The following is a 22282-nucleotide window of genomic DNA, read 5'->3' as shown; positions in this document are numbered from 1 at the left end:
TAAATTAAAGAACTTTTTTGTTGGATTTTTTACATAAATAATTGCCAATGCTTTGAATAAGTTGAACTACTACAATTAAAATTAAGATTGTTAATAAGACAATATTGTTGTTATATCTCATATAACCTTCTCTTATAGCATAATCACCAATACCTTCGCCTCCAACTGCACCAGCCATAGCAGAATATCCTATAATATTTATTATTGTAAGGGTTATTCCAGATATAAGTGATGGAATTGCTTCACGGAGCATTACTTTAAAGATAATTTGCATATTTGTTGCTCCACAAGATAATGCAGCTTCTATAATACCAAATGGAATTTCTTTAAGAGAACTTTCTATAATTCTTGCTACAAATGGAGCAGCTGCTATAGAAAGAGGAAGAATTGCAGCAGTAGTTCCAATAGTTGTTCCAACTATAAATTTAGAAATAGGAAATAATGCAACTATTAAAATTATAAAAGGAATTGACCTAAATATATTTATTATAGTATCTAAAAAAGAATTTAACTTTAAGTTTTCACATAAGTGATTTTTACTTGTTAGTACTAAAATAATACCAATCGGAAAACCTATAATTAAAGAGAAAATAGTTGAAAAAAATACCATATATAGTGTTTGTAGTAAAGCATAAATCATTAATTAAGAACCTCCCATCCTATATCATTGTTAATTAAATAATTGCGGATCTCATCTAAATTTTTATTAGAAGCAATATTTACAATAAGATGACCAATTTGAATATTTTGAACAATATCTATGTTTCCAGAGATAATATTTATATCCACATTAAATTCTCTTGAAATATGAGATATTGTAGATGTTGTTGTGTTAGAACCTAAAAATGTAAGTTTAACTATAGAGTGTGAATTTTCACAGCTATTTTTTATAGAATCAGGAACAGTAATATTTTGATTTAAAAATTTTTTTGTTATATTAGAAGTTGGGTTTGCAAATATATCAGTTACATAACCTTGTTCTACTATTTTTCCTTTATCTAATACAGCAACTTTATTACAGATATTTTTTATAACATCCATTTCGTGAGTTATTAAAATCACAGTTATATTAAATTTTTCATTTATAGATTTTAAAAGAGATAGTATTGAATCTGTAGTACTAGGATCTAAGGCAGAAGTAGCCTCATCACATAAAAGAACTTTAGGGTCATTAGCTAGTGCTCTAGCGATACCTACCCTTTGCTTTTGTCCACCAGACAGTTGAGAAGGATAATAATCTTTCTTATCATAAAGATCAACTAATTTTAAAAGTTCAGTAACTTTTTTAGTTATATCACTGTCAGATATTCTATTTATTCTTAAAGGAAAAGCAATATTTTCAAAAACAGTAGAGTTCATAAGTAAATTGAAATTTTGAAAAATAACGCCTATTTTTTTTCTTATAGAAATAAGCTCTTTATTAGATAAATCTAATATATTTATAAAATCATTGGTATTTTTAAAATCTAATATATTTTTAAAAAGAATTTCTCCCTTAGTAGGCTTTTCAAGTAAATTAATACATCTTAAAACAGAAGATTTACCTGCGCCACTAGGACCAATAATTCCAAATATGTCGCCTTCGCTAATAGTTAAATTTAAATTTTCAAATCCAATAATTTCTTTAAAACTTTTAGATTTATATATTTTAGTTAAATTATTAATTTTTATCATATTTATTTTCACATCCTCAATGTAATTATGGTTAAAACTATAGAAATAGTGTATTGAATATATGTATTAAAATTTAGCAATAAAAAAATCCCCTCCAAAAGATAAGAAGGGGATTTTCTTATCTTTCGGTAAAAACCGCTGGAATTAGCACCTTGCCTAATGAAAGCTGGTTGCTGGGCATCGTAGGGCCAGTCCCTCCGCCACTCTGGATAAGAGTATTTAGATTTATATATTTAATTTTAAAAACAAAAAAACCTCTTTAAAGATAAGAGGATAAATACAAATCTTATCTTTCGGCGTAACACCGCTGGAATTAGCACCATGCTTAATAAAAGCTGGTTGCCGGACTTCATAGGGCCAGATCCCTCAATCACTCGTAATAAGAAAACTATTAAATTTTAACTATATTTTATATTATATAGAAAATAATCAAAATGTCAACATTATTTTGACATTCATACCTATAGTTGAAGATTCTTTAGCATATAAAAAACAATAATACTAATAATAATATATGACTTTAAAGAATTGCTGAAGTATAGAAAGGAAGGATAAACCAATATGAAAAGGAAGAATTTTTTTTTAGTTACAATTATTATTAGTGTTATTATTTTCACATCAATAAGTGTTTTAGCTATTTCAGATGATAGTAAATGTAAAGAAAATGATAAAATAGCATATTTAACTTTTGATGATGGACCAACAGAAACAACGTTAGAGGTTTTGAAAATTTTAGATGAGGAAAATATAAAGGCTACATTTTTTGTTATAGGAAAATTAGTAGAAGAAAATCCTAATATCTTAAAAGAAATTAAAGAAAAAAATCATAGTATATGTGCTCATACATATACCCATAATGATAGTAATTATGTAAGTACAGATGTGTATTTTAATGATTATGAAAAAGTAAAAAATGTTTTAAATGAAAATTTAAATAAGAAAAATTGTGAGTTTATGAGAATGCCTGGTGGGTCAAGTACAGGAATACCACAAAAATCAACATTAAAACAAATTAGGGATGGTTTAATTAGTAGGGGGTTATATTATGTAGACTGGAATGTATCTATTGAAGATGCAATGGGAATAAACATTCCAGTAGAGCAATTAATATCCAACTATTCTAAGGCTATGAATAGTAAAAACCTTGATAAATCAAGAATAATAATTTTAATGCATGATGGTGCATCAAATAAGACTACTCCAAAAGCATTAGGAACAATTATTAAATCTTTAAAAGAACAAGGATATGAGTTTAAATCTTTAGATATGGTAGATGAAAAAGAACGTGAAATTCTTATAGAAAAGAAATTAATAAATAGATATAATTAAGATTAAAATTAAAATATAGAACTATATCCATTATGTACAAAAAACTGTTAGTTTTTTGTACATATACTACTTTATAATTAAATTGTAACAAATCTATGATATTATGTATAATAAATAAAAAACTAAATAAAAATTTAGAAAAAGAATAACTTCATTAAAAATTCTAAATATAATGTATCACAATATTAAATGCTTTAATTATAATATTTTAAGGAGATGATTTAGTGGTAAGTGGAAGTTCTATATTTTTTATGATAATTACAATTATATTAAGTATTATTGTGCCAATAGCACTTATAGTATTTTTAAGAAAGAAACATAATATATCATTAAAATATGTAATAGTAGGGGCAATTGCTTTTTTATTGGCAGTTAAATTATTAGAAGGTTCTATACATCAGTATGTTTTATATAATAATGAAAAAACTGCTACGTTCTTAAGACAACCAATAGCATATATGCTTTATGGTGGTCTTATGGCTGGAATATTTGAAGAAAGTGCAAGATTTATATGCTTTAAATGGATTTTAAAGAAAGATAGAAGCTTTGAAAATGGTATAGCTTATGGATTAGGACATGGAGGTATAGAAGCTTTTTTAATAGCTGGAAGTATGTATATAAATAATCTTATAACAGCAATTCAGATAAATACGGGTAATTTTGAAAATTTATTAGACAAGGTTGATAATAGTACAGCACAAACATTAATGTATATAAAAGAACAAATGATTCAAATGCCATCTTATACATGGATTATAGCAGGAATAGAGAGATCTAGTTCATTAATAATTCAATTAGGATTGTCACTTTTAGTTTTGTATGCAGTAAGAGAGGGAAAGATAAGATATTTTTTCTTGGCTATACTATGTCATGCAGTTATAAATTTTCCTGTTGCATTATATCAAGTGAATGCTATACAGAATATAATCTTCTTAGAAGAGTATTTGGTGATAATTGCTATAGTAATTTTATTCATAATAATAAAAACTAGGAAGAAGTTTAAAGAAAAGATATAATTCAATTCAAAAATAGAGAAGATATTATATAAAAACATAAAATAAGTTCTTGTAATGATTTCATTTTAACTTATAATATTAAAGAGATAGAAAATAATAAATAATCAAATGAAAAAGTAGATTGATTGTTTTCATCAATTTATTTAGTTAAATGTTTAAAGGAAATTATGAGGTGAATATAATATGAAAGCATTAATAGTAGTGGATATGCAAAAACATATTTTAAGTCAAAAAAATTTTAAGGAAGAAAAAGAAAAAATAAGAGAAATTATTAATATATGCAAGGCAAAAGGTGATAAAATAATATTTACAAAACATGTAGAAAAAAACGATGAGAGTCCTTTTAACCCAAACTGTGACAGAGGAAATATACATGAAGAATTTATAGATTACTGTGATGAATTAGTAATTAAAACTACACCAAGTGCATTTTTCAAAACAAATTTAGAAGAAATATTAAAGGCAAATAACATAAATGAAGTTATAATTGTAGGTTTTAATACAGAATTCTGTTGTATGTTTACAGCAATAGCAGCTTTTGATAGAGGTTATAAAGTTACTTTTATAGAAGATGCTACAGGAACTGTTAATAGTTCTGAAACATATGATATGGAAGATTTAGATATAAAAGATTTAGTTGGTTCAGTGCTAAATTGGTCTGGACAAATAGAAGTTTTGTATTTAAATGAATTTTTAGAATTAGAAAATATAAAATAAATAAAAACAGTGTATATTAAAATAATTTTAATGATACACTGTTTTTTTATATAAAATAATACACACTTGCAAAACTAACGATTTAATGAAGCAAACACTAAAATATCAAAGAAATTATTATTGTTAAAATATGACATTTCTTTAGTGCCTTCTAATTTAAAATCTAAATTTTCTAATATTTTTTTTCCTAATAGATTAGAACTACAAATATTACATTCTAATCTAATACACCCTTGTTTAAAAAGTTCTTTTCTAAACAAAATTAAAGATTCCTCCATTAGTTTAGAATTATTTTCATTTATTACAAAATCTATATCAGCAATTTTTCCATTATTAAAAAATTTACTGTGTATATAACCTATATGGTTGCTTGTTTCTTTTAATGTGATAAGTAAATATAATTCATCATCTTTAGAAATACTATTTTTGATTTTTTCTTTTTGAGCATTTTTTGATACTTCAGCATAGTTTAAAATAAAATTTTTATTTTTTTCTTTAAGTTCATAAATAAAATCTGAATCCTTAAGTATTAATGGTCTCAAATACAATTTATCATTTTCACAAAACATATACATAAATTCAGCCCTCCAATGTATAGCAATTTAGTATGAGTAAATTAATAATTTAGTCCACAACGTATAAGTCATAAGTCTCAAAAAAGCATGTTTGATTTCAAATACTAATAGATAAAATCATATCTATTTAATTCTATAGGAACATTTTAACATTAAATACAAAATATTAAAACTATCATGTTAAAAGTTAAAAGAAATTTAATTAATATAGATTTAAAAGACAGTTTGGAACCTTATAATAAAATCATATAGTATATTTTAAAATATATATGGATAAAATAGTATAATGAATAAAATGTTAATTACATATAAAAATTGTTAAAAATAGTAAAAATAATTGTTTAAAAAAATTTAAGTGATATAATATATACAAATAACTATTTGGAAAATTTAGAAAATTAAGTATTATTTCAATGAAACATCAAAGGAGAGTAGTCTATGGGGAAGGAAAAAGTATTAGTTATTGCTGATATTCATAGTAATATGGAAGCTTTCAATGTTTTTTTACAGTACGCAGAAAAAGAAAATGTAGATAAGATTTTGAATTTAGGTGACTTTATACAGGAAGGGCCTAATCCTTTAGAAGTTTTTGATATTATTATGAATGATAAAAGGTTTATAAATATTTTAGGGAATACTGATTATTCAATAGTTACTAATTGTTGTGAAGAATTTACGGAAGGTGAAAAGGAACATCAAAAGTGGAATATTAATCTTCTAGGTGAAGAAAGGATTAATAAATTAAAAACCGTTCCTACAGAAAGAATAATTGAAATAAAAGGAAAAAAAATTCTTATGGTTCATTCCAGAATAGATAGTATGAATGAATTACCGCTTCTTTATCAAGAAGTAACTTTGGATGAATTTACAGAAGATTATGGGGATGTTTGCGATTATGTTTTAATTGGACATAGTCATTGCCAAACACTTGTAAAATATTGGAAAGGAAAACCTATAATAAATCCAGGATCTATAGGATGTTCTAGAGATGGTGGGTATGTAAGCTTTGCGGTTATGGAATTCGACGATGATGGAACTGTAGATATTTCTTTTAAAAGTATAAAATATAATATAGACAAAACTATAATGGAATTTTTCAATGAAAATGTTCCTGACAAAGATAATATATTAAAATTATTTTATAATTTAGGATAATTTTATTATATATAACAAACAAGGTAATTAGTTTAAATATGTAAAGGTTAGCATAAATAGATTCTATTAATGGATTTTATTTATTATATAAAAAAATATAAAAATAATTAGTCAAAACTTTAAAAGTGTCATACTAAAATTACACTTTTAAAATTTTGACTTTTATTTTTATGTGAAAATATATTTGAAAAAACAAGAAAAAAAATATATAATTACAATATAACGGATAATAATTATTAATAAGGAATAGTTAAAAATTTATAGAGGTATTTATATGAATGAGGAAAAAATTTTAAAGTTAATAAAAGAAAACCCGATAGTAATAAAAAATATAAATAATCCTACTGATGATATGAAAATTGCAGCAATAAGTAAAAATGGATTAATGATAAAATATATAAATAATCCAAGTGCAGAAATGAAAAAAAATGCAGTAAAAAATAATGTATGGGCAATTGAATTTATTGAGAATCCAAATGAAGAAATACAGAAAATTGCAGTTGAAAATTCATGGAATGCATTAAAATTTATAAAAAATCCAAGCGAAAAAATAGTGAGATTAGGAATTGCACAAAAAGGATGGGCTGTACAGTATTGTGAAAATCCAAGTGAAGAAATACAAATTTTAGCTATAGAGAAAGACTATGATTCTATAAAATATATAAAAAATCCAAGTGAAAAAATTCAAAAGTTAGCAATTGAAAAATATTATCATGCATTAAGGTATATTGAAAACCCAAAGGAAAGTATTGAAAGATTAGCAGTTAAAATTAATGAAGCATCAGTACAGTTGGTTAAGGAGTTGAATTATGAAAAAAAAGTGTCTTTCTTAAAAGAAAATATATTAGCTATAAAATATTTTAAAAATCACATAGATATTGAAAAAGTAGAAGATATATTAAAAGAGATTTTCTCTAATGAAGATGTAGAAGATAAATACGTTAGAGATTTTTTAAACTGTAAGTCTATTGGTATAAATCAAAATAATATATCAATGGATAAAATTATGTTTATATACAGATTTGGTAGCTCAAAATGTAAAACAATTGCAGTAGATGAAAAATTAAAATATTAAAGATAAGGAAGAGTTGAAAGATGAATTTTGAAGATACATTGTTAGCAGCAGAATTAATTATTCAAACTAATGAAGTTCCATTAATAGTTGGAGAAAGTGGTATAGGAAAAACTGCTTTAGCAAAAGAATTAGCTAATAAAAATAATTGGAGTATGTTTATTATTGATGGTAATTTATTAAAAGAAGGAGAGATTGGTGGATTACCAACAGTTGATGAATACAAATACTTAGATGAAAACAAATTAGAACATATTGAAAAGAGAACAGTGTATGCAGTGCATACTAAGCTACAACAAATTCAGCAAGCTATAAATAGTGGGAAAGAAGTGTTGCTTTTCATAGATGAAATCAATCGATGTGAACATACTGTTCAACAAGAACTTATGAACCTAATTTTGAATAAAGAAATAAATGGATATAATTTACATAAATCTGTAAAATTATTAGCAGCCATGAATCCATCAAGTAAGTATGAGGATGATTTCGATTATCAAGTTATAGATATGGATCCAGCTCAAGAAAATAGATTTGTATGGCTTGAAATGGAAAGCAATGTTGAAAATTGGATTCAATGGGCAATAAATAATAAATTAGAAGAAAAAGTTATAGAATTTATATCTACATTTCCTGAATATTTGCATAGTAGTAAAAGTAGTGAAAGAATAAAAGCAACACCAAGAAGTTTTGAAAGGGTATCAAAGAGTTATAAATTATATAAAGAAGAAAGTTATAGAATACCTAAAAAAATATTTTTTAATATATTGAAAGGTAATGTTGGAAGTGAAATTGCTCAGGAATTTATGGCTTTTATAGAAAGTAGTACATTACCATTAATTACGTACAAAGAAGTATTTGATGAAGAAAGTTTATCTGAAGATGTAATTTTTAGACTAAAAAAAGAAAGTCACACAAGGTTATATTTAACTATAAAAAACATATTAATTTCTATGGAAAATAGTGAAATATCTTCTGAAAAAATACAGCGTTTAGTAGAATTCATAGGATACTATCCCGTTGATTTAAAAATTGGAATTATGAAGGATATAAAAGGACAATACAAAAATATTTATAAAGAATGTTTGAAAAATAATAATTTTATAGAAGGTTATTTTAAGGCATATACCAGCATAAATGGATAGGTGAGGATTATGAAAAGTTTTTATGAATTAAAGGAAGAGTTATACAATGAAATATCTGATATTCAATATATAAAAGATATAAATAATGATTTTGAGGATAGATTTTTTCAATTAATAGATAAAATTAATTTTTTATTAATAGATGATAGTGAAAATTTCTATGGATACTTTTTATTGAAAATGGATAGAAAAATAAAATATGATGTTACATCACCTACAGCTATAAGTCTGAATATTTCTGGATATACTATATATTTTAATCCAATATTGTTTTTAATGTTAGATTTAAATCAGATGAAAACCTCAATTAAACATGAAATTATACATATAATATCATTACATTTAGTAAGAGGTAAAGAATTAAAAAACAAATTTAGCACTCTGGCTATAAATATGGCTATGGATATAGTCGTAAACCAATATCTTGATTATTTGCCACCATATGCAACAACTATTGAATGGGTAAATTTAAAGTATAATTTAGCTTTAAAGCCTTATAGGAGTATGGAGGAATATATCTTAGAAATTCAAAAGGAATTAGATTTATTAGATGATAATAAAGATGGAGAAGAGGAGGATACAAAAGAAAACGATTTAATAGAAAAAGAATATGATGTAGCTAGAACCCATGATAGTTGGGGAAAAAGTGATTTTTATGATGAAAAGATTGTAAAAAGTATAACCCAAAAGATTGTTAATGATTCTAAAAAAAATAATGTTGATTTCTATGTGGAAAACATCCTATCAGATTTGAACTCCAATAATAATAAGATTTCATGGAATTTATACTTAAAAAAAATTATGGGAACACTAGAAAAAGGACGAAAAAAGACAATAACAAGAAGAAATAGAAGACAGCCTAATAGATTAGATTTAAGGGGGGAACTTTCTAATCATATTGCTAGAATTGTAGTAGCTATAGATATAAGTGGAAGTATAAGTGATGAAGAATTTAATGAGGCAATAAATGAAGTGTTAAATATTGTTAAGAATTATAAATATGAAATTACAATAATAGAGTGTGACACTAAAATTAGAAGGACATATAAAGTTAAAATTTCAAAAGATATAAAGGATAGATTAAATACTAGGGGTGGAACTAGTTTTTCACCAGTATTTAAATATGTAAATAATACAGATACAAATATATTAATATATTTTACAGATGGAAAAGGAGAACGAGAATTAGAAGTAAAACCAGGAAAATACAAAACACTTTGGATTATATCAGGGAAAGGTGATGAATTATCCCTTGAAAATAAATTTGGGGTAATAAAAAAACTAAAAGATGTAAAAAGTAAAGAAGATACCATAGATATGATGGATATAAGAAGTGATGGTTGGTCAATGAACAATCAACAACCTATATTATAATAAAATAACAAATTGAAGCTTAATTAAATTATATGATTAAATTAAAAAACAAAATAAACTAATAAAAATAAGGTGTTTTAGAGTTTAATATAATAATTTTTAAAAAACACCTTTTTTTATTTTGTTTAATAAATTTAAAAAAATAATCGTAATTATTTAAAATTTAAATTAAGCATATGTTGACATTGGTGCATTGAAACTATTAAAATATAACTTTGAGTAGAAACTTTAACAATTTATAATTCACAAGGCATAAAAATATATAGATTTTTAAATAAATATTTATTATTTGTGGACTGTGAATTGTGAATTGAAGATTTGGAGGCTTATTATGTTTCAGACCACAGAATATAAGGAATTAAAAGGAGATTATGTTTTAGTAGATGTTAGAAGTCCACTAGAATATAAAGAAAATACTATTCCAGGTGCTGTAAACATACCACTTTTTAATGACGAAGAAAGAGCTTTAGTAGGAACTATATACAAACAGGAATCTACAGAAAAAGCTAAAAGAACTGGTATGGAAATAGTATCGAAAAAATTGCCGTCAATATACGATGAATTTTTGGAATTGGGAAAAAATCATAAAAAAATAGTACTTTTTTGTGCTAGAGGTGGCATGAGAAGTGGATCTTTAGTTGCATTATTATCATCTCTAGGGATGAGAGTTGAAAGGATTAAAGGTGGATATAAAAGTTATAGAAGTTATGTTTTAGAAGAATTACCAAAGGTCAATGAACAAGTTAAATATATAGTTCTTCATGGCAATACAGGTGTAGGTAAAACAGAAATATTAAAAAAATTAAAATCTGATGGGTATGATATATTAGATTTAGAAGGGTTTGCTAATCATCGAGGTTCTATTTTAGGATCTGTAGGCCTTGGTGATGTTAATTCACAGAAAAAGTTTGAAAGTTTAATTTTAAATGAACTTAAACATAGGAATAGTGACTTTGTTTTTATAGAAGCGGAGAGCAAAAGGATAGGTAGAGTAATTATTCCAGAGTACATACATGAATCAATGAAAAATGGAATACATATATTTGTAGATGCAGATTTAGATTTTAGATGTAATTTAATAGTTAAAGAATATACTAAATGTAAAACATCAAATGAAGAAATCTGTGATTCAATAATTAAAATAAAAAAGATTTTAAGTAAAGAATGTTTAGAAGAATTTTGCAAAAAAGTTATGGAAAATGACTATGAAGAAGTAGTAAAAGAACTTATGGTAAAGTACTATGATCCAATGTATATGCATAGTGCTAATCAATATGATTACGACTTGAAAATTTTCGTTTCAACAGTAGAAAAAGCGGCTAAAGAATTAGAGAGTTTTGTAGATAATCATTTAAAAAAGTAAGTAGTTTATCTTTATATACATATTTAGAATATTAAGAAATTCACAAAATTTACAATTTGATTCAAATAACAATTATTAAAAATGGCAATTGGTAATTATTAAAATTAATATTATACTTGATTTAAAACAATATAAAAATAGAATGTGACTATTGATTTTGTATTGTTTTTATAAAGCTAAGATAAATATTAATAGGTTACTAGTTGTCTATTTTCAATTAATTAAAATTACACAATATATAAAATTTTGTATTTTAATAAAAATAGGTTATAATATATTCCTTGATGTATTTAAAATAGATTTTATGAAAAAATCAAATTTTTTCCTCCATAATTGAAGTTTTTTATTTAATAATTATGATAAGAGGAAGGTAAATATTTAGACACTTATTTAAGCAAAATTTATTTATATAAGGTTTATTTGTGTTTATAAAATAATAAGAATTAAAAATATATAAGAGTTGAAATACGAATTTAGAACTCTTTAATTTTGAAAATAAAGTAAAATAATTAACATAGGAGGCTTAAAATGAAGGAAGTTAATAGTTATGAAGTTACGGATTTGACCTCTTTAGAAAAATTAGAGCCTGTAAGAGTAAGACCTGGTATGTATATTGGTTCTACAGGAACTAAAGGATTACACCATTGTATTTGGGAAATATTAGATAATGCTATAGATGAAGTTGCCAATGGATATGGTGATAAAGCAGAAGTTATATTAAATAAAGATAAAAGTGTAACAATTACGGATAATGGTAGAGGTATTCCTACTGGTATACATCCTTTAAAGAAAAAATCAGGAGTAGAAATGGTTTATACTGAGCTCCATACTGGAGGAAAGTTTAACAATTCTAATTATAAAACATCTGGGGGGCTACATGGTGTTGGTGCAGCTGTTGTTAATGCATTGTCTTCGTGGCTTCAAGTAGAGGTAATGCAAAAGGGTAAGATTTTCAGACAAAGATTTGAGTATGCACATGATAAGCAATTAAAAAGAAAAATGCCAGGTACACCTGTTACTGCTTTAGAAGCAATAGGAAATACAAAAAAAACAGGTACCAAAATAACTTTCTTATTAGATAAAGAAATATTTGGGAACGTAGACTATAAGTTTGATATTATAGATGAAAGATTACAAGAGTTAGCTTTTCAAAATAAAGGTATAACTTTAGTTTTAAGAGATGAAAGAAAAGAAGAGGCAGTGGAAAAAGTTTATCATTCAGAAAGAGGACTTTTAGATTTTATAGAATATTTAAATGAAAGTAAAACACCATTGCATAAAGATCCTATAATTTTTAGCGGAGAAAAACAAATAAATGGATTGAATTTAGAAGGTGAAGTTTGTATACAGTTTACAGATTCAACAACGGAGTACATAGCAAGTTATGTAAATAATATTCCAACTACTGAAGCTGGAACCCATGAAACAGGATTTAAGACTGGTATGACGAGAATATTCAAAGAATGGTGTAAAAAACTTAATCTTCTCAAGGAAAAAGATAAAGAGTTTGAAGGTGATGATTTAAGGGAGGGTATGACTGCAATAGTTAAAATAAAAGTTAGTAACCCTATATTTGAAGGTCAGACTAAAACTAAGCTTGGTAATGCTGAAGCTTATTCTATGATGAACGAACTTTGTTATAATAAAATTGGAGAATGGATAGAAGATAACAAAGAAGTTGCTACAAGTATAATGAATAATGCTATACTTGCATCTCAACGTAGAGAAAAAATAAAAAAAATAAATGATGCAGAAAAGAAAAAGATAGGAAATGGAACTTCTCCTTTAGCAGGAAAAGTAGCAGTATGCACACTAAAAGATAATAGTTTTACTGAGTTTATAGTTGTTGAAGGTGACTCGGCAGGAGGAAGTGCAAAGCAAGCCAGAGATAGAAGATTTCAAAGTATAATGCCTTCAAAAGGTAAAATAATGAATACGGAAAAACAAAAGCTAGAAAATGTTATTGCTAGTGAAGAATTAAAAATATTTAATACAGCTATTGGAACTGGAATTTTAGATAGTTATAAAGAAGAAAATCTTAAGTACGATAAAATAATAATATTAAGTGATGCTGATGTGGATGGGTATCATATTAGAACACTATGGATGACATATATTTATAGATATATGAGACAATTAATTCAAAATGGACATCTTTATATAGCACTTCCACCATTATATAAGGTTTATAAAAATGTTAAAAATAAAGAACAAAATATTTATGTTTATAATGATGAAAAATTAGAAGAAGCTAAGAAAAAAATTGGCAAAGGTGCATTAATTCAAAGATATAAAGGTCTTGGAGAGATGAATCCAGATCAATTATGGAACACAACACTAAATCCAGAAACAAGAACACTTCAAAGAGTTACAATAGAAGATGCGGCAAAAGCTGAAAAAATGATTTCACTTTTAATGGGTGATATTGTTGAACCAAGAAAAAATTATATGTATAAGTATGCAGAATTTTAGGAGGGAGAATTTATGGCGAAAAAAATAAATAAAGAAATACCAAAAGATAACAATATTTTAAATACACCAATAGATGAAGCTATGCCAGAGAATTATCTTCCTTATGCAGTTGAGGTTGCAAAAGATAGAGCACTTCCAGATGTTAGAGATGGATTAAAGCCAGTTCATAGAAGAATTCTTTATGGTGCATATATGTTAAAGGCATATCCGGATAAGCCGTATTATAAGTCAGCTAGAATTGTAGGAGATATATTAGGTAAATATCATCCACATGGAGATACTTCTGTATATGATGCAATGGTAATATTAGCTCAAGACTTTTCAACAAGAATGCCACTTATAGATGGTCATGGAAACTGGGGAAGTATAGATGGAGATAGTGCAGCAGCTATGCGTTATACTGAAGCGAGACTTTCTAATATTGCAATGGAAATGTTAAGAGATATAGAAAAAGATGTAGTAGACATGGATTTAAACTATTCTGATACAGAAAAGGAACCTACAGTATTACCTGCTAGATATCCTAATTTATTAGTAAATGGAGTTTTTGGTATAGCTGTAGGACTTGCTACAAATATACCACCACATAATTTAGGTGAGGTAATAGATGGTGCACTTGCTTATGCTGAAAATAGTGAAATAACCACAAAAGAATTAATGAACTATATAAAAGGACCGGACCTTCCAACAGGTGGAACGCTTATAGGAAAAAATGCTATACTAGCTGCATATGAGACAGGAGAAGGAAAGGTTACATTAAGGGCAAAAACACATATAGAAGAACTAGAAAATAATAGATTAGCTATAGTTATAAATGAATTCCCATATAGAAAAAACAAAGCTAAAATACTTCAAAACATATCAGATATGACCGGTGATAAAAAACATTCAAAAGCATTAGATATAATTTCAGATATAAGAGATGAATCAGATAGAAATGGAATTAGGGCTGTTATAGAATTTAAAAAAAGTGCAACAAAAGAACTTGTAAATAAAGTTCAAAAATATTTATTTAAAAAAACAGAGCTTCAATGTAATATATCCTTTAATATGGTAGCTATTGCAAATGGAAAGCCTGAAACATTAGGACTAAAATCTATAATATCTCATTATGTAAATCATCAAAAGGATGTTGTAACAAAAAGAACAAAAAAAGACCTTGAAAGAGCAGAAAAAAGATTTCATATAGTAGAAGGTTTTATAAAAGCTATAGATGTCATGGATGATGTTATTAAGACGATAAGACAATCTAAATCTAAAAAGGATGCGTCTATAAACTTAATAAATAACTTTGCATTTACTCAAATACAATCAGAAGCTATTTTAGAGCTTATGCTGTATAGGCTTACAGGTCTTGAGGTTAAAACTTTTGAAAAGGAATATAAAGAACTTGAAAGCTTTATGAGAAAGTTAAGAAAAATATTAAGTGATGAAAAAGAACTTATAAAGGTTATAAGAAAAGAACTTTTAGAAATAAAAGATAAGTATAATGATGATAGAAGAACTGTTATTGTTGAGAATGATGAAGAAGCTAAAATTGAAGTAGAAGAGTTGATAATTGAAGAAGATGTTGTAATTACACTTTCTAATGAAGGATTTGTAAAGAGAATTGCTCAAAAATCATTTATTAGAACTTCACAGGATATAAATGATATAGAACATAGAGAAGGAGATTTTAATAAATTCCTAATACATGGGAATACAAAAGATACTCTTGTGATGTTTACTAATTTAGGTAATATGTATCAAGTGAAAATAAATAATATACCAGAATTCAAATGGAAAGAAAAAGGTGAAAAAATTGAAAGTATTATAAAAACATTAGATTTGGATAATGAACAAATAATTAATGCTTTTGTAGTAGATGCTTTTGAAAAACCTTTAGATGTAATGTTTATAACTTCAAAAGGAATCTTGAAAAAAACAGAGCTTAGTAAATTTAATACTAATTACTCTAAGCTTCTAGCTATAAAGCTTAGACATGATGAAAAGTTAATAAATGTGTCGATATTAAACAAAGATAGAGAAGAACAGTTTATAAAAATAGAAAGTAAAAATGGATTGGTGTTTACTGTAGAGGAGCCTACTTTAGAATGTACAGATAAGAATGCTTTGGGAAGGGAAATATATACATTGCCTAATAACGATGAGGGAATAAATGCTGAATATACTGGTGAGTTTTATTTTAAAGAATTCTATTTAAGTATTAATTCTAAAAATTTACTAAGAGTATCTCAAAGAGCTACACAAGAAGATGTATGTATTCTAACAAACAGTATGGAAGAAATATTAATTTTCACTGAAGGTGGGATTGTATATAAATTAAAGGGATATATGTTGCATAATGTAGGTAATAAAAAAGGTAATTCATTGAAAGAATTTGTAGAAGAGTATGAGCCTAAAGACACTATAATATCAATGTATTCTTTTAATAAATATAATGATGATTTAAGTTTCTATTTTATAACACAAAATGGATTAATAAAAAGAACTAACATTACAGAATTTAGTGGAAGCTATATAGATACAGTAGCATGCAAATTAAGAGGTGCCGATAATGTTATAAAAGTTGTAGAAGATAAGGGTGAAAATGATATCATAGTTATTACTAAGAATGCAATGGCTATAAGATTTGCATTAGAAAGCATAAATCCTATGGGAAGAAATGCTAGTGGGGTAACTGCTATTAGTTTAAAAGATGATGATATAGTTAGTTATGCTAAAATAGTAGATGCAAATGAAGATATTATTAATGATGAGGTTTGTGTTGATAAATTAAATAGTAGTTTAATTCTTACTACTGTAAGTGGAAATAGTAAAAAGATATCTATAAATGAGATAATACCTCAAAATAGAGCTGGAAGAGGAAGAAGTATAATGCAGTTACTAGATGATGAAATTGCAGAAGTAAATATAGAATAAAAAATAATAACTAGCTAATATAGAGCTTAAAAATCTATTTGGCTAGTTATTTTTAAAATTTATAAATAGGGGTAAGATATGGAAAAAGTAGTTTTAGATAATGGATTAAAATTGATTTATACTAATACAAAAACAGATATTACATCCTTCACTATAGCAATAGATGGTGGAGCCATAAAGGAAAGAGAAGATGAAATAGGGCTTAGTCATATAGTAGAGCATATGGTATTTAAAGGAACACAAAGTAGAAGTGAAATAGATATAAACAAAGAGTGTGATAAAATTTTTGGATTTCATAATGCTATGACAAATTATCCTTATGTAGTATATTATGGAACATCTTTATCAGAAGGCTTTGAACGTGGATTAGAACTTTATAGTGATATAATTTTAAATCCTACATTTGAAGAGAAATATTTTAAAGAAGAAATTTCAGTTATATGTGAAGAACTTAAAGAATGGAGTGATGATGTATCACAACATTGTGAAGATAAAGTTTTATATAATGGATTTTCTAAAAGAAGAATTAAAGATCTAATTATAGGAAATGAAAGTTTAATAAAAAAATATACTATAGAAGATGTGAAAAAATATTATAATAAGTATTATCATATTAATAATATGGTTATATCAGTAGTTTCATCTATATCCTTTGAAGAAGTGATAAAGATAGTTGAAAACTATTTTAAAAATGGCTATATTAAAGAAAAAGAAAAAGAAAGCATCCTTTATGAAAAAAACATAAATAATATTTTTTATGAATATAAAGAAGGAATAAATTCTAGTAAAATACAGTATATCTTTTCTATCGATGAGTTAAGTGATAGAGAAATAACTATTTTGAGAATTTTTAATAGTTATTTTGGAGAGGGAACTAGCTCAGTTTTGTATGATGAAATAAGAACTAAAAGAGGGCTAGTATATGATATAAAAGGTTTTTTGAAAAATGAATCAGGAATAAAATTATATTCAATAAGTCTAGGAACATCTAAGGAAAATATAGAATTAGCAATGAAATTAATAGATGATAACATAAAAAAAACTGTAAATTTAAAAAATATATTTACAGAGGAAAAAATACAATCTATACTTAAAAATTGTAAATTAAAAAGAATGTTAGGTCTTGAAAAATCAATAACATTAAGCTTTAATACTGCTATATATGAACTTATGTATGGAGATTGTAATTTATTATTTGACGAATTTGAAATTGAAAATATAACGGAAAATGAAATTCTAGAAGTTATAAATAAAGTATTGAAAAACCCTACAATACAAGTTATAACAGGTTAGTTAAAACATGTAAAACTATGAAATTAATTTTAATAAATAATTTCATAGTTTTTTATTAAAGAGATTGATAAGTATTTTTTAGTAATAAGGAATCATTTTCAAGTATAGGACTTTCGCAAATGATACAACCTTTGATATTAAAATTTTTAAATGCTTTCATACATGCTTTATAATTGAAATCACTTTCTTCGAAAGGTAAGTGGTTTTTTTCACCTTTTTCACCATAGTTTATTCCAGATATATGTATATGCATATCATTTAAAGCATCTTCACCTAAATTGTCACCTATATAAGTTAATATTTTAGCAAAATCATCATAACTTTTTAATGTACCATTATATCTTGCATGAATATGGGAAAAATCAACGCAAAGTTTACATGTAGGTACATGCTTGCAAAGGGATACTAATTCTTCTAAATCACCAAATTGAGTTCCTTTACCTGTAGTTTCAAGTCTATAATCGATACCTATATTGGGAAGTTTAAGCAAATTTTCTTTTATAGTTTCAAAAGTTTCTTCTTTTGAATCTTTAAGATAAAACCCAGGATGAAAAATTAAACTACGGCCATTAACTTTTTTTAAACCTTCAGCACCTTGAATAATTCTTTCTATAGATTTTTCTTGTTTTTCAATTTCATCTGCATTTAGATTTATATAATATGATCCATGAGCTGAAAGATAAAAGTTATTATCATTTTTAGCCTTTAAAACATCATCTTTATTTTTGTCAGTAATATTAACAGATCTAACAAAGGGTAATTCCATAGCATCTAATCCTAAGTTTTTTAAATAAGGTATGCCTGTTTTATAGGTGAATTTAGAGTTAAGTTCACCTAAGGGTAGACCTGATATTCCAAAAAGTAATTTATCCATAATATTCCTCCTAAACATATTTTAAAATTTATATATAATAAATAATTCTATCAAATAATTATTAAAAATCAATAGTAATAATAATTTTAAAATAATAATTATTAATTAAAAGTTATATAACCTTTGCTTAAATGGAAAATATGATAAAATTAAATTATTGTATTTAAGTAAGTAAATATATAAAATATTATTTATGCGTTATGTTTTATATTATATTTTAGGGGTGAGGAAATGAAAACTAAATGGATGTTGAGAACTACAAAAACTAATTTAAATAAAGTCGGAAGAATTTTAGGCGTGAGTCCTCTCATAGTAAAAATTATGATAAATAGAGGAATTAATACCATAGAAGATATGAAAAAATTTTTAAATCCACATTTAGAAGATTTGAATAATCCGTTTTTAATGAAGGATATGGAAAATGGTATAAATATTATTAAAGGTGCTATTTTAAATAAAGAAAGAATTATGATTTATGGAGATTATGATGCCGATGGCGTTACGAGTACAGTAATATTATATAAAGCATTAACTTTATGTGGTGCAAAGGTAAACTATTATATACCCAATAGAGAAACAGAAGGATATGGTATGTCAAGCGAAAGACTTGAAAAAATTAAAGAAGAAGGCTATAACGTGGTAATTACTTGTGATAATGGAATATCAGCACTACAACAAGTTGAAAAAGCAAAAGAGTTAGGAATGACTATTGTAGTTACAGATCATCATGAACTTCCTTTTGAAGAGAAAGAAAAAGGAGAAAGAGTATATAAGCTTCCTAATGCAGATGCAGTTATAAATCCTAAAAGATTAGATTGCGATTATCCATTTAAAAATTTATGTGGTGCAGGAATAGCTTTTAAATTTGCCCAAGGTATTTATAATGAGATGAATATACCTAAAGAAAAAGCTTATGAACTTATAGATATGGCGGCTATTGGAACCATTTGTGATGTAGTAGATTTAGTTGATGAGAATAGAATTATAGCAAAAGAAGGATTGAAAATTTTAGCGAATACTAAAAATTTAGGCATTGCTGCTTTAAAAGAAGAGTTAAACATAAAAGGTGAAGTATCTTCATATCATATAGGTTTTTTAATAGGACCATGCATAAATGCTACTGGAAGATTGGAAACAGCATTTTTATCTGTAGATTTATTATTGGCAGACACTGAAGAAAAAGCTAAAGAATTGGCAAAAACTTTAGTAGAACTGAATAAGACAAGACAAGAATTAACAAATGAGGCAGTGGAGGAAGTAAGGGAAATTATAGAAAATTCTAATTTGAAAAATGATAAAATTTTAGTAATTTATAATGAAAAAATACATGAGAGCATAGCAGGCATAGTTGCTGGAAGGATTAAAGATAGTTATAATCGCCCAACTATAGTTTTAACTAAAGGAAAACAAATGCCAAAAGGTTCAGCAAGATCTATTTCAGAATATAATATGTTTGAAGAATTAATAAAATGTAAAAGTCTTTTAGAAAAGTTTGGTGGACATCCTATGGCGGCAGGACTTTCAATAAAAAAAGAAAATATTAATGATTTTAGATTAAAAATAAATGAATTATGTAGATTAACAGAAAATGATTTAATATACAAAATAAGGATAGATGAAAGATTATCATTGAAAAATATAAATTTTAGAGTTATAGATGAATTGAAAACCTTAGAGCCCTTTGGAAAAGGAAATGCATCTCCAGTACTTGCTGAAAAAAATGTATCTATAGAAAAAATAAGTATATTAGGAGAAAATAGAAATACATTAAAATTAAGATGTAGAATTAATGATACAAATAAATATATAGATGGAATATGTTTTAATAAAGTAGAGGAATTTATAGAAAATTTAAAAGAAGCATATGGTGAGAGTTATGAATATATGTTAGAAAATCCTTGTGGTATGAAAATAGATTTAATTTTTTCACCATCAATTAATGAGTATAATGGAAATGTATCAGTGCAACTAAAAATAAATAATTTTAAAATACAATAAAAATATAAAAGCAGTAATATATAATTACTGCTTTTTCCTTATTTTAAATCTTAATTTAGTTTAAGCATATTACTTATCTTTGAATTTTTTTCTAAAGCTGATATTAATGGAAGTCCTAATCCATAACAACAAATAAATTGACCTATTCCAACATAAATCATATTGAAAATCAAAGGTACATTTGGAGCATAAAGAACTTTTAACATACTTCCAATTACAATAGCATTAACTAATACCGCTGGAAGTGGAGCTAATAATCTTTTATGTTTTAAATTGCTTTTTCCAATTTTATAGGTTAAATAAGAAGCTAATAAAGTAGCTAAAGAACCTACTATTAAATCAGGAATGCCCATAGGACTAATAATATTAGACATTAAGCAACCTAAAAAAAGTCCCCAAATCGCATAAGGTGAGAAATAAGGTAAAACTGTTAATCCTTCTGCAATTCTAATTTGAATAGGCCCATAACTCATAAAGTTAAGAGTTACAGTAAGTGTTGCATATATTGCTGCTAAAAGAGCTGCAAATGCAATTTTTTTAGTATTGTTTTGTTTATTCATTTATATATACCTCCATAGTTTTGTTTTTAGACAGGATGGTTACGAACTGTCTTAGCCAATACTATAATAATTATATATTTATAACAGCCTAAAATCAAGAGCGAGATAAGGAAATAAGTTGGAAATTAAAACTGCTTGATAATTAAAAAAGATAGGTATTGATTCTATTAACATTAGAGGTTCAAAGAAATTCTAAAAAATATTGGATTAATAAATTTAAATTATAGATTAAAAACATAGATGTGTAAACTTGAAAATCATAAGTATATTTAAAATATAGTTGCACATAATATTCTTGTAAAAGAACATTTAAGGAGGAATAGTAAATGACAAAAAAAAATGCTAAACAAAATGTTAAAGATTCAGTAAATCAATTAGAAAATGTTAAAAATTCAATTGACAATGCAGCTAATACTGTTGAAAGTAATAGTACTAAAGCACAATTGCAAAATGAATTGAACTCAGTTCAAAATAGTTTAAGTAATGCAAAATCCATAGAAAACAAAATCGAAGCAGATGATGCTAAAAAAAATAAATCAAACTCTTTTCAATAATTAATTATAAAAAGAGATTGTATCTATAAATCTGATACAATCTTTTTTATATGAAAATTTATAAGAGTTACATTAAAAAGTGAGTTTTACAAAAATAAATAAAGGAAAAGAGTTGTTTAAAATATTTAAAATATTTTAAACAACTCTTTTATGAGATATTAATATATAGTAAAATACTATAAATCTAAACTA

General features: G+C 25.5%; 18 protein-coding genes and 2 riboswitches. Of the genes, 13 read left to right on the top strand and 5 right to left on the bottom strand.

Annotated elements, in window-relative coordinates; genetic code table 11:
* Positions 1–4: 4 nt before the first annotated feature.
* Together ACYUE0_RS06640 and ACYUE0_RS06635 are read right to left on the bottom strand one after the other, a co-directional pair.
* Positions 5–640: a methionine ABC transporter permease gene (locus ACYUE0_RS06640; protein WP_061994951.1), complete on the bottom strand. Its 636-nt coding sequence runs from the start codon at positions 638–640 to the stop codon at positions 5–7.
* The gene (locus ACYUE0_RS06635; RefSeq protein ID WP_460269937.1) at positions 640–1674 is read right to left on the bottom strand and encodes a methionine ABC transporter ATP-binding protein; all 1035 of its coding nucleotides are present in this window, start codon (positions 1672–1674) and stop codon (positions 640–642) included. Before ACYUE0_RS06635 ends, ACYUE0_RS06640 begins: the two co-directional genes overlap by 1 nt.
* A gap of 115 nt (positions 1675–1789) precedes the next feature.
* Positions 1790–1890, bottom strand: a riboswitch (SAM riboswitch).
* Positions 1891–1957: 67 nt separating this feature from the next.
* Positions 1958–2060: riboswitch (SAM riboswitch) on the bottom strand.
* 175 nt (positions 2061–2235) lie between these two features.
* Between ACYUE0_RS06635 and ACYUE0_RS06630 the strand changes: the two genes are divergently transcribed.
* From ACYUE0_RS06630 to ACYUE0_RS06620, 3 genes are all read left to right on the top strand, one after another.
* Positions 2236–3003: a polysaccharide deacetylase family protein gene (locus ACYUE0_RS06630; protein ID WP_460269936.1), complete on the top strand. Its 768-nt coding sequence runs from the start codon at positions 2236–2238 to the stop codon at positions 3001–3003.
* Between the two features lie 224 nt (positions 3004–3227).
* Complete coding sequence (locus tag ACYUE0_RS06625; RefSeq protein WP_460269935.1) at positions 3228–4019, top strand: YhfC family intramembrane metalloprotease; 792 nt, start codon at positions 3228–3230, stop codon at positions 4017–4019.
* Between the two features lie 183 nt (positions 4020–4202).
* Entirely contained in the window at positions 4203–4736 is a 534-nt protein-coding gene (locus ACYUE0_RS06620; RefSeq protein WP_460269934.1) for a cysteine hydrolase family protein, read from the top strand.
* Positions 4737–4810: 74 nt separating this feature from the next.
* On the opposite strand, the gene ACYUE0_RS06615 is transcribed toward ACYUE0_RS06620, so the two are convergent.
* Positions 4811–5311, bottom strand: coding sequence for a GNAT family N-acetyltransferase (locus tag ACYUE0_RS06615; protein ID WP_460269933.1), 501 nt, complete (start codon positions 5309–5311; stop codon positions 4811–4813).
* 438 nt (positions 5312–5749) lie between these two features.
* Between ACYUE0_RS06615 and ACYUE0_RS06610 the strand changes: the two genes are divergently transcribed.
* From ACYUE0_RS06610 to ACYUE0_RS06575, 8 genes are all read left to right on the top strand, one after another.
* Positions 5750–6466, top strand: coding sequence for a metallophosphoesterase family protein (locus ACYUE0_RS06610; protein ID WP_061994945.1), 717 nt, complete (start codon positions 5750–5752; stop codon positions 6464–6466).
* A gap of 274 nt (positions 6467–6740) precedes the next feature.
* A complete protein-coding gene (locus tag ACYUE0_RS06605; protein WP_460269932.1) occupies positions 6741–7541 on the top strand; it encodes a hypothetical protein in 801 nt (266 codons plus the stop codon).
* A 20-nt stretch (positions 7542–7561) separates the two neighbouring features.
* Positions 7562–8680 carry an ATP-binding protein gene (locus ACYUE0_RS06600; RefSeq protein ID WP_460269931.1) on the top strand — a complete coding sequence of 373 codons (1119 nt, stop codon included), beginning with the start codon at positions 7562–7564 and terminating at the stop codon, positions 8678–8680.
* 9 nt (positions 8681–8689) lie between these two features.
* Positions 8690–10054: a vWA domain-containing protein gene (locus ACYUE0_RS06595; protein ID WP_460269929.1), complete on the top strand. Its 1365-nt coding sequence runs from the start codon at positions 8690–8692 to the stop codon at positions 10052–10054.
* Between the two features lie 331 nt (positions 10055–10385).
* Positions 10386–11417, top strand: coding sequence for a tRNA 2-selenouridine(34) synthase MnmH (gene mnmH, locus ACYUE0_RS06590; protein ID WP_061994941.1), 1032 nt, complete (start codon positions 10386–10388; stop codon positions 11415–11417).
* Positions 11418–11945: 528 nt separating this feature from the next.
* On the top strand, positions 11946–13889 hold the full coding sequence (locus tag ACYUE0_RS06585) for a DNA gyrase/topoisomerase IV subunit B (RefSeq protein WP_061994940.1): 1944 nt from the start codon (positions 11946–11948) through the stop codon (positions 13887–13889).
* Between the two features lie 12 nt (positions 13890–13901).
* Positions 13902–16811, top strand: coding sequence for a DNA topoisomerase IV subunit A (locus ACYUE0_RS06580; RefSeq protein WP_460269928.1), 2910 nt, complete (start codon positions 13902–13904; stop codon positions 16809–16811).
* Between the two features lie 78 nt (positions 16812–16889).
* Entirely contained in the window at positions 16890–18104 is a 1215-nt protein-coding gene (locus ACYUE0_RS06575) for a M16 family metallopeptidase (RefSeq protein WP_460269927.1), read from the top strand.
* Between the two features lie 55 nt (positions 18105–18159).
* On the opposite strand, the gene ACYUE0_RS06570 is transcribed toward ACYUE0_RS06575, so the two are convergent.
* Positions 18160–18978, bottom strand: a complete 819-nt coding sequence (locus ACYUE0_RS06570) for a TIM barrel protein (RefSeq protein WP_460269926.1) — start codon at positions 18976–18978, stop codon at positions 18160–18162.
* A 231-nt stretch (positions 18979–19209) separates the two neighbouring features.
* On the opposite strand from ACYUE0_RS06570, the gene recJ reads away from it, so the two are divergent.
* Positions 19210–20976: a single-stranded-DNA-specific exonuclease RecJ gene (gene recJ / locus ACYUE0_RS06565; RefSeq protein WP_460269925.1), complete on the top strand. Its 1767-nt coding sequence runs from the start codon at positions 19210–19212 to the stop codon at positions 20974–20976.
* Between the two features lie 50 nt (positions 20977–21026).
* Here the strand turns inward: recJ and ACYUE0_RS06560 are convergent, their stop codons facing one another.
* Entirely contained in the window at positions 21027–21536 is a 510-nt protein-coding gene (locus ACYUE0_RS06560) for a QueT transporter family protein (RefSeq protein WP_061994935.1), read from the bottom strand.
* A 326-nt stretch (positions 21537–21862) separates the two neighbouring features.
* Here ACYUE0_RS06560 and ACYUE0_RS06555 point away from each other — a divergent pair, with 326 nt between their 5' ends.
* Entirely contained in the window at positions 21863–22090 is a 228-nt protein-coding gene (locus ACYUE0_RS06555) for a hypothetical protein (protein ID WP_460269924.1), read from the top strand.
* Positions 22091–22282 lie beyond the last annotated feature (192 nt).

This window comes from Clostridium sp. CTA-19, assembly GCF_054767855.1.
The sequence above is the reverse complement of the archived record's forward strand: the minus strand, read 5'-3'. Positions and strand labels throughout refer to the sequence as shown.

Coding starts and splice junctions, on each gene's coding strand:
- ACYUE0_RS06635 (WP_460269937.1), bottom strand. CDS start 1,674: ATGATAAAAATTAATAATTTAACTAAAATATATAAATCTAAAAGTTTT.
- ACYUE0_RS06640 (WP_061994951.1), bottom strand. CDS start 640: ATGATTTATGCTTTACTACAAACACTATATATGGTATTTTTTTCAACT.
- ACYUE0_RS06630 (WP_460269936.1), top strand. CDS start 2,236: ATGAAAAGGAAGAATTTTTTTTTAGTTACAATTATTATTAGTGTTATT.
- recJ (WP_460269925.1), top strand. CDS start 19,210: ATGAAAACTAAATGGATGTTGAGAACTACAAAAACTAATTTAAATAAA.
- mnmH (WP_061994941.1), top strand. CDS start 10,386: ATGTTTCAGACCACAGAATATAAGGAATTAAAAGGAGATTATGTTTTA.
- ACYUE0_RS06580 (WP_460269928.1), top strand. CDS start 13,902: ATGGCGAAAAAAATAAATAAAGAAATACCAAAAGATAACAATATTTTA.
- ACYUE0_RS06560 (WP_061994935.1), bottom strand. CDS start 21,536: ATGAATAAACAAAACAATACTAAAAAAATTGCATTTGCAGCTCTTTTA.
- ACYUE0_RS06585 (WP_061994940.1), top strand. CDS start 11,946: ATGAAGGAAGTTAATAGTTATGAAGTTACGGATTTGACCTCTTTAGAA.
- ACYUE0_RS06570 (WP_460269926.1), bottom strand. CDS start 18,978: ATGGATAAATTACTTTTTGGAATATCAGGTCTACCCTTAGGTGAACTT.
- ACYUE0_RS06600 (WP_460269931.1), top strand. CDS start 7,562: ATGAATTTTGAAGATACATTGTTAGCAGCAGAATTAATTATTCAAACT.
- ACYUE0_RS06610 (WP_061994945.1), top strand. CDS start 5,750: ATGGGGAAGGAAAAAGTATTAGTTATTGCTGATATTCATAGTAATATG.
- ACYUE0_RS06575 (WP_460269927.1), top strand. CDS start 16,890: ATGGAAAAAGTAGTTTTAGATAATGGATTAAAATTGATTTATACTAAT.
- ACYUE0_RS06620 (WP_460269934.1), top strand. CDS start 4,203: ATGAAAGCATTAATAGTAGTGGATATGCAAAAACATATTTTAAGTCAA.
- ACYUE0_RS06595 (WP_460269929.1), top strand. CDS start 8,690: ATGAAAAGTTTTTATGAATTAAAGGAAGAGTTATACAATGAAATATCT.
- ACYUE0_RS06615 (WP_460269933.1), bottom strand. CDS start 5,311: ATGTATATGTTTTGTGAAAATGATAAATTGTATTTGAGACCATTAATA.
- ACYUE0_RS06555 (WP_460269924.1), top strand. CDS start 21,863: ATGACAAAAAAAAATGCTAAACAAAATGTTAAAGATTCAGTAAATCAA.
- ACYUE0_RS06605 (WP_460269932.1), top strand. CDS start 6,741: ATGAATGAGGAAAAAATTTTAAAGTTAATAAAAGAAAACCCGATAGTA.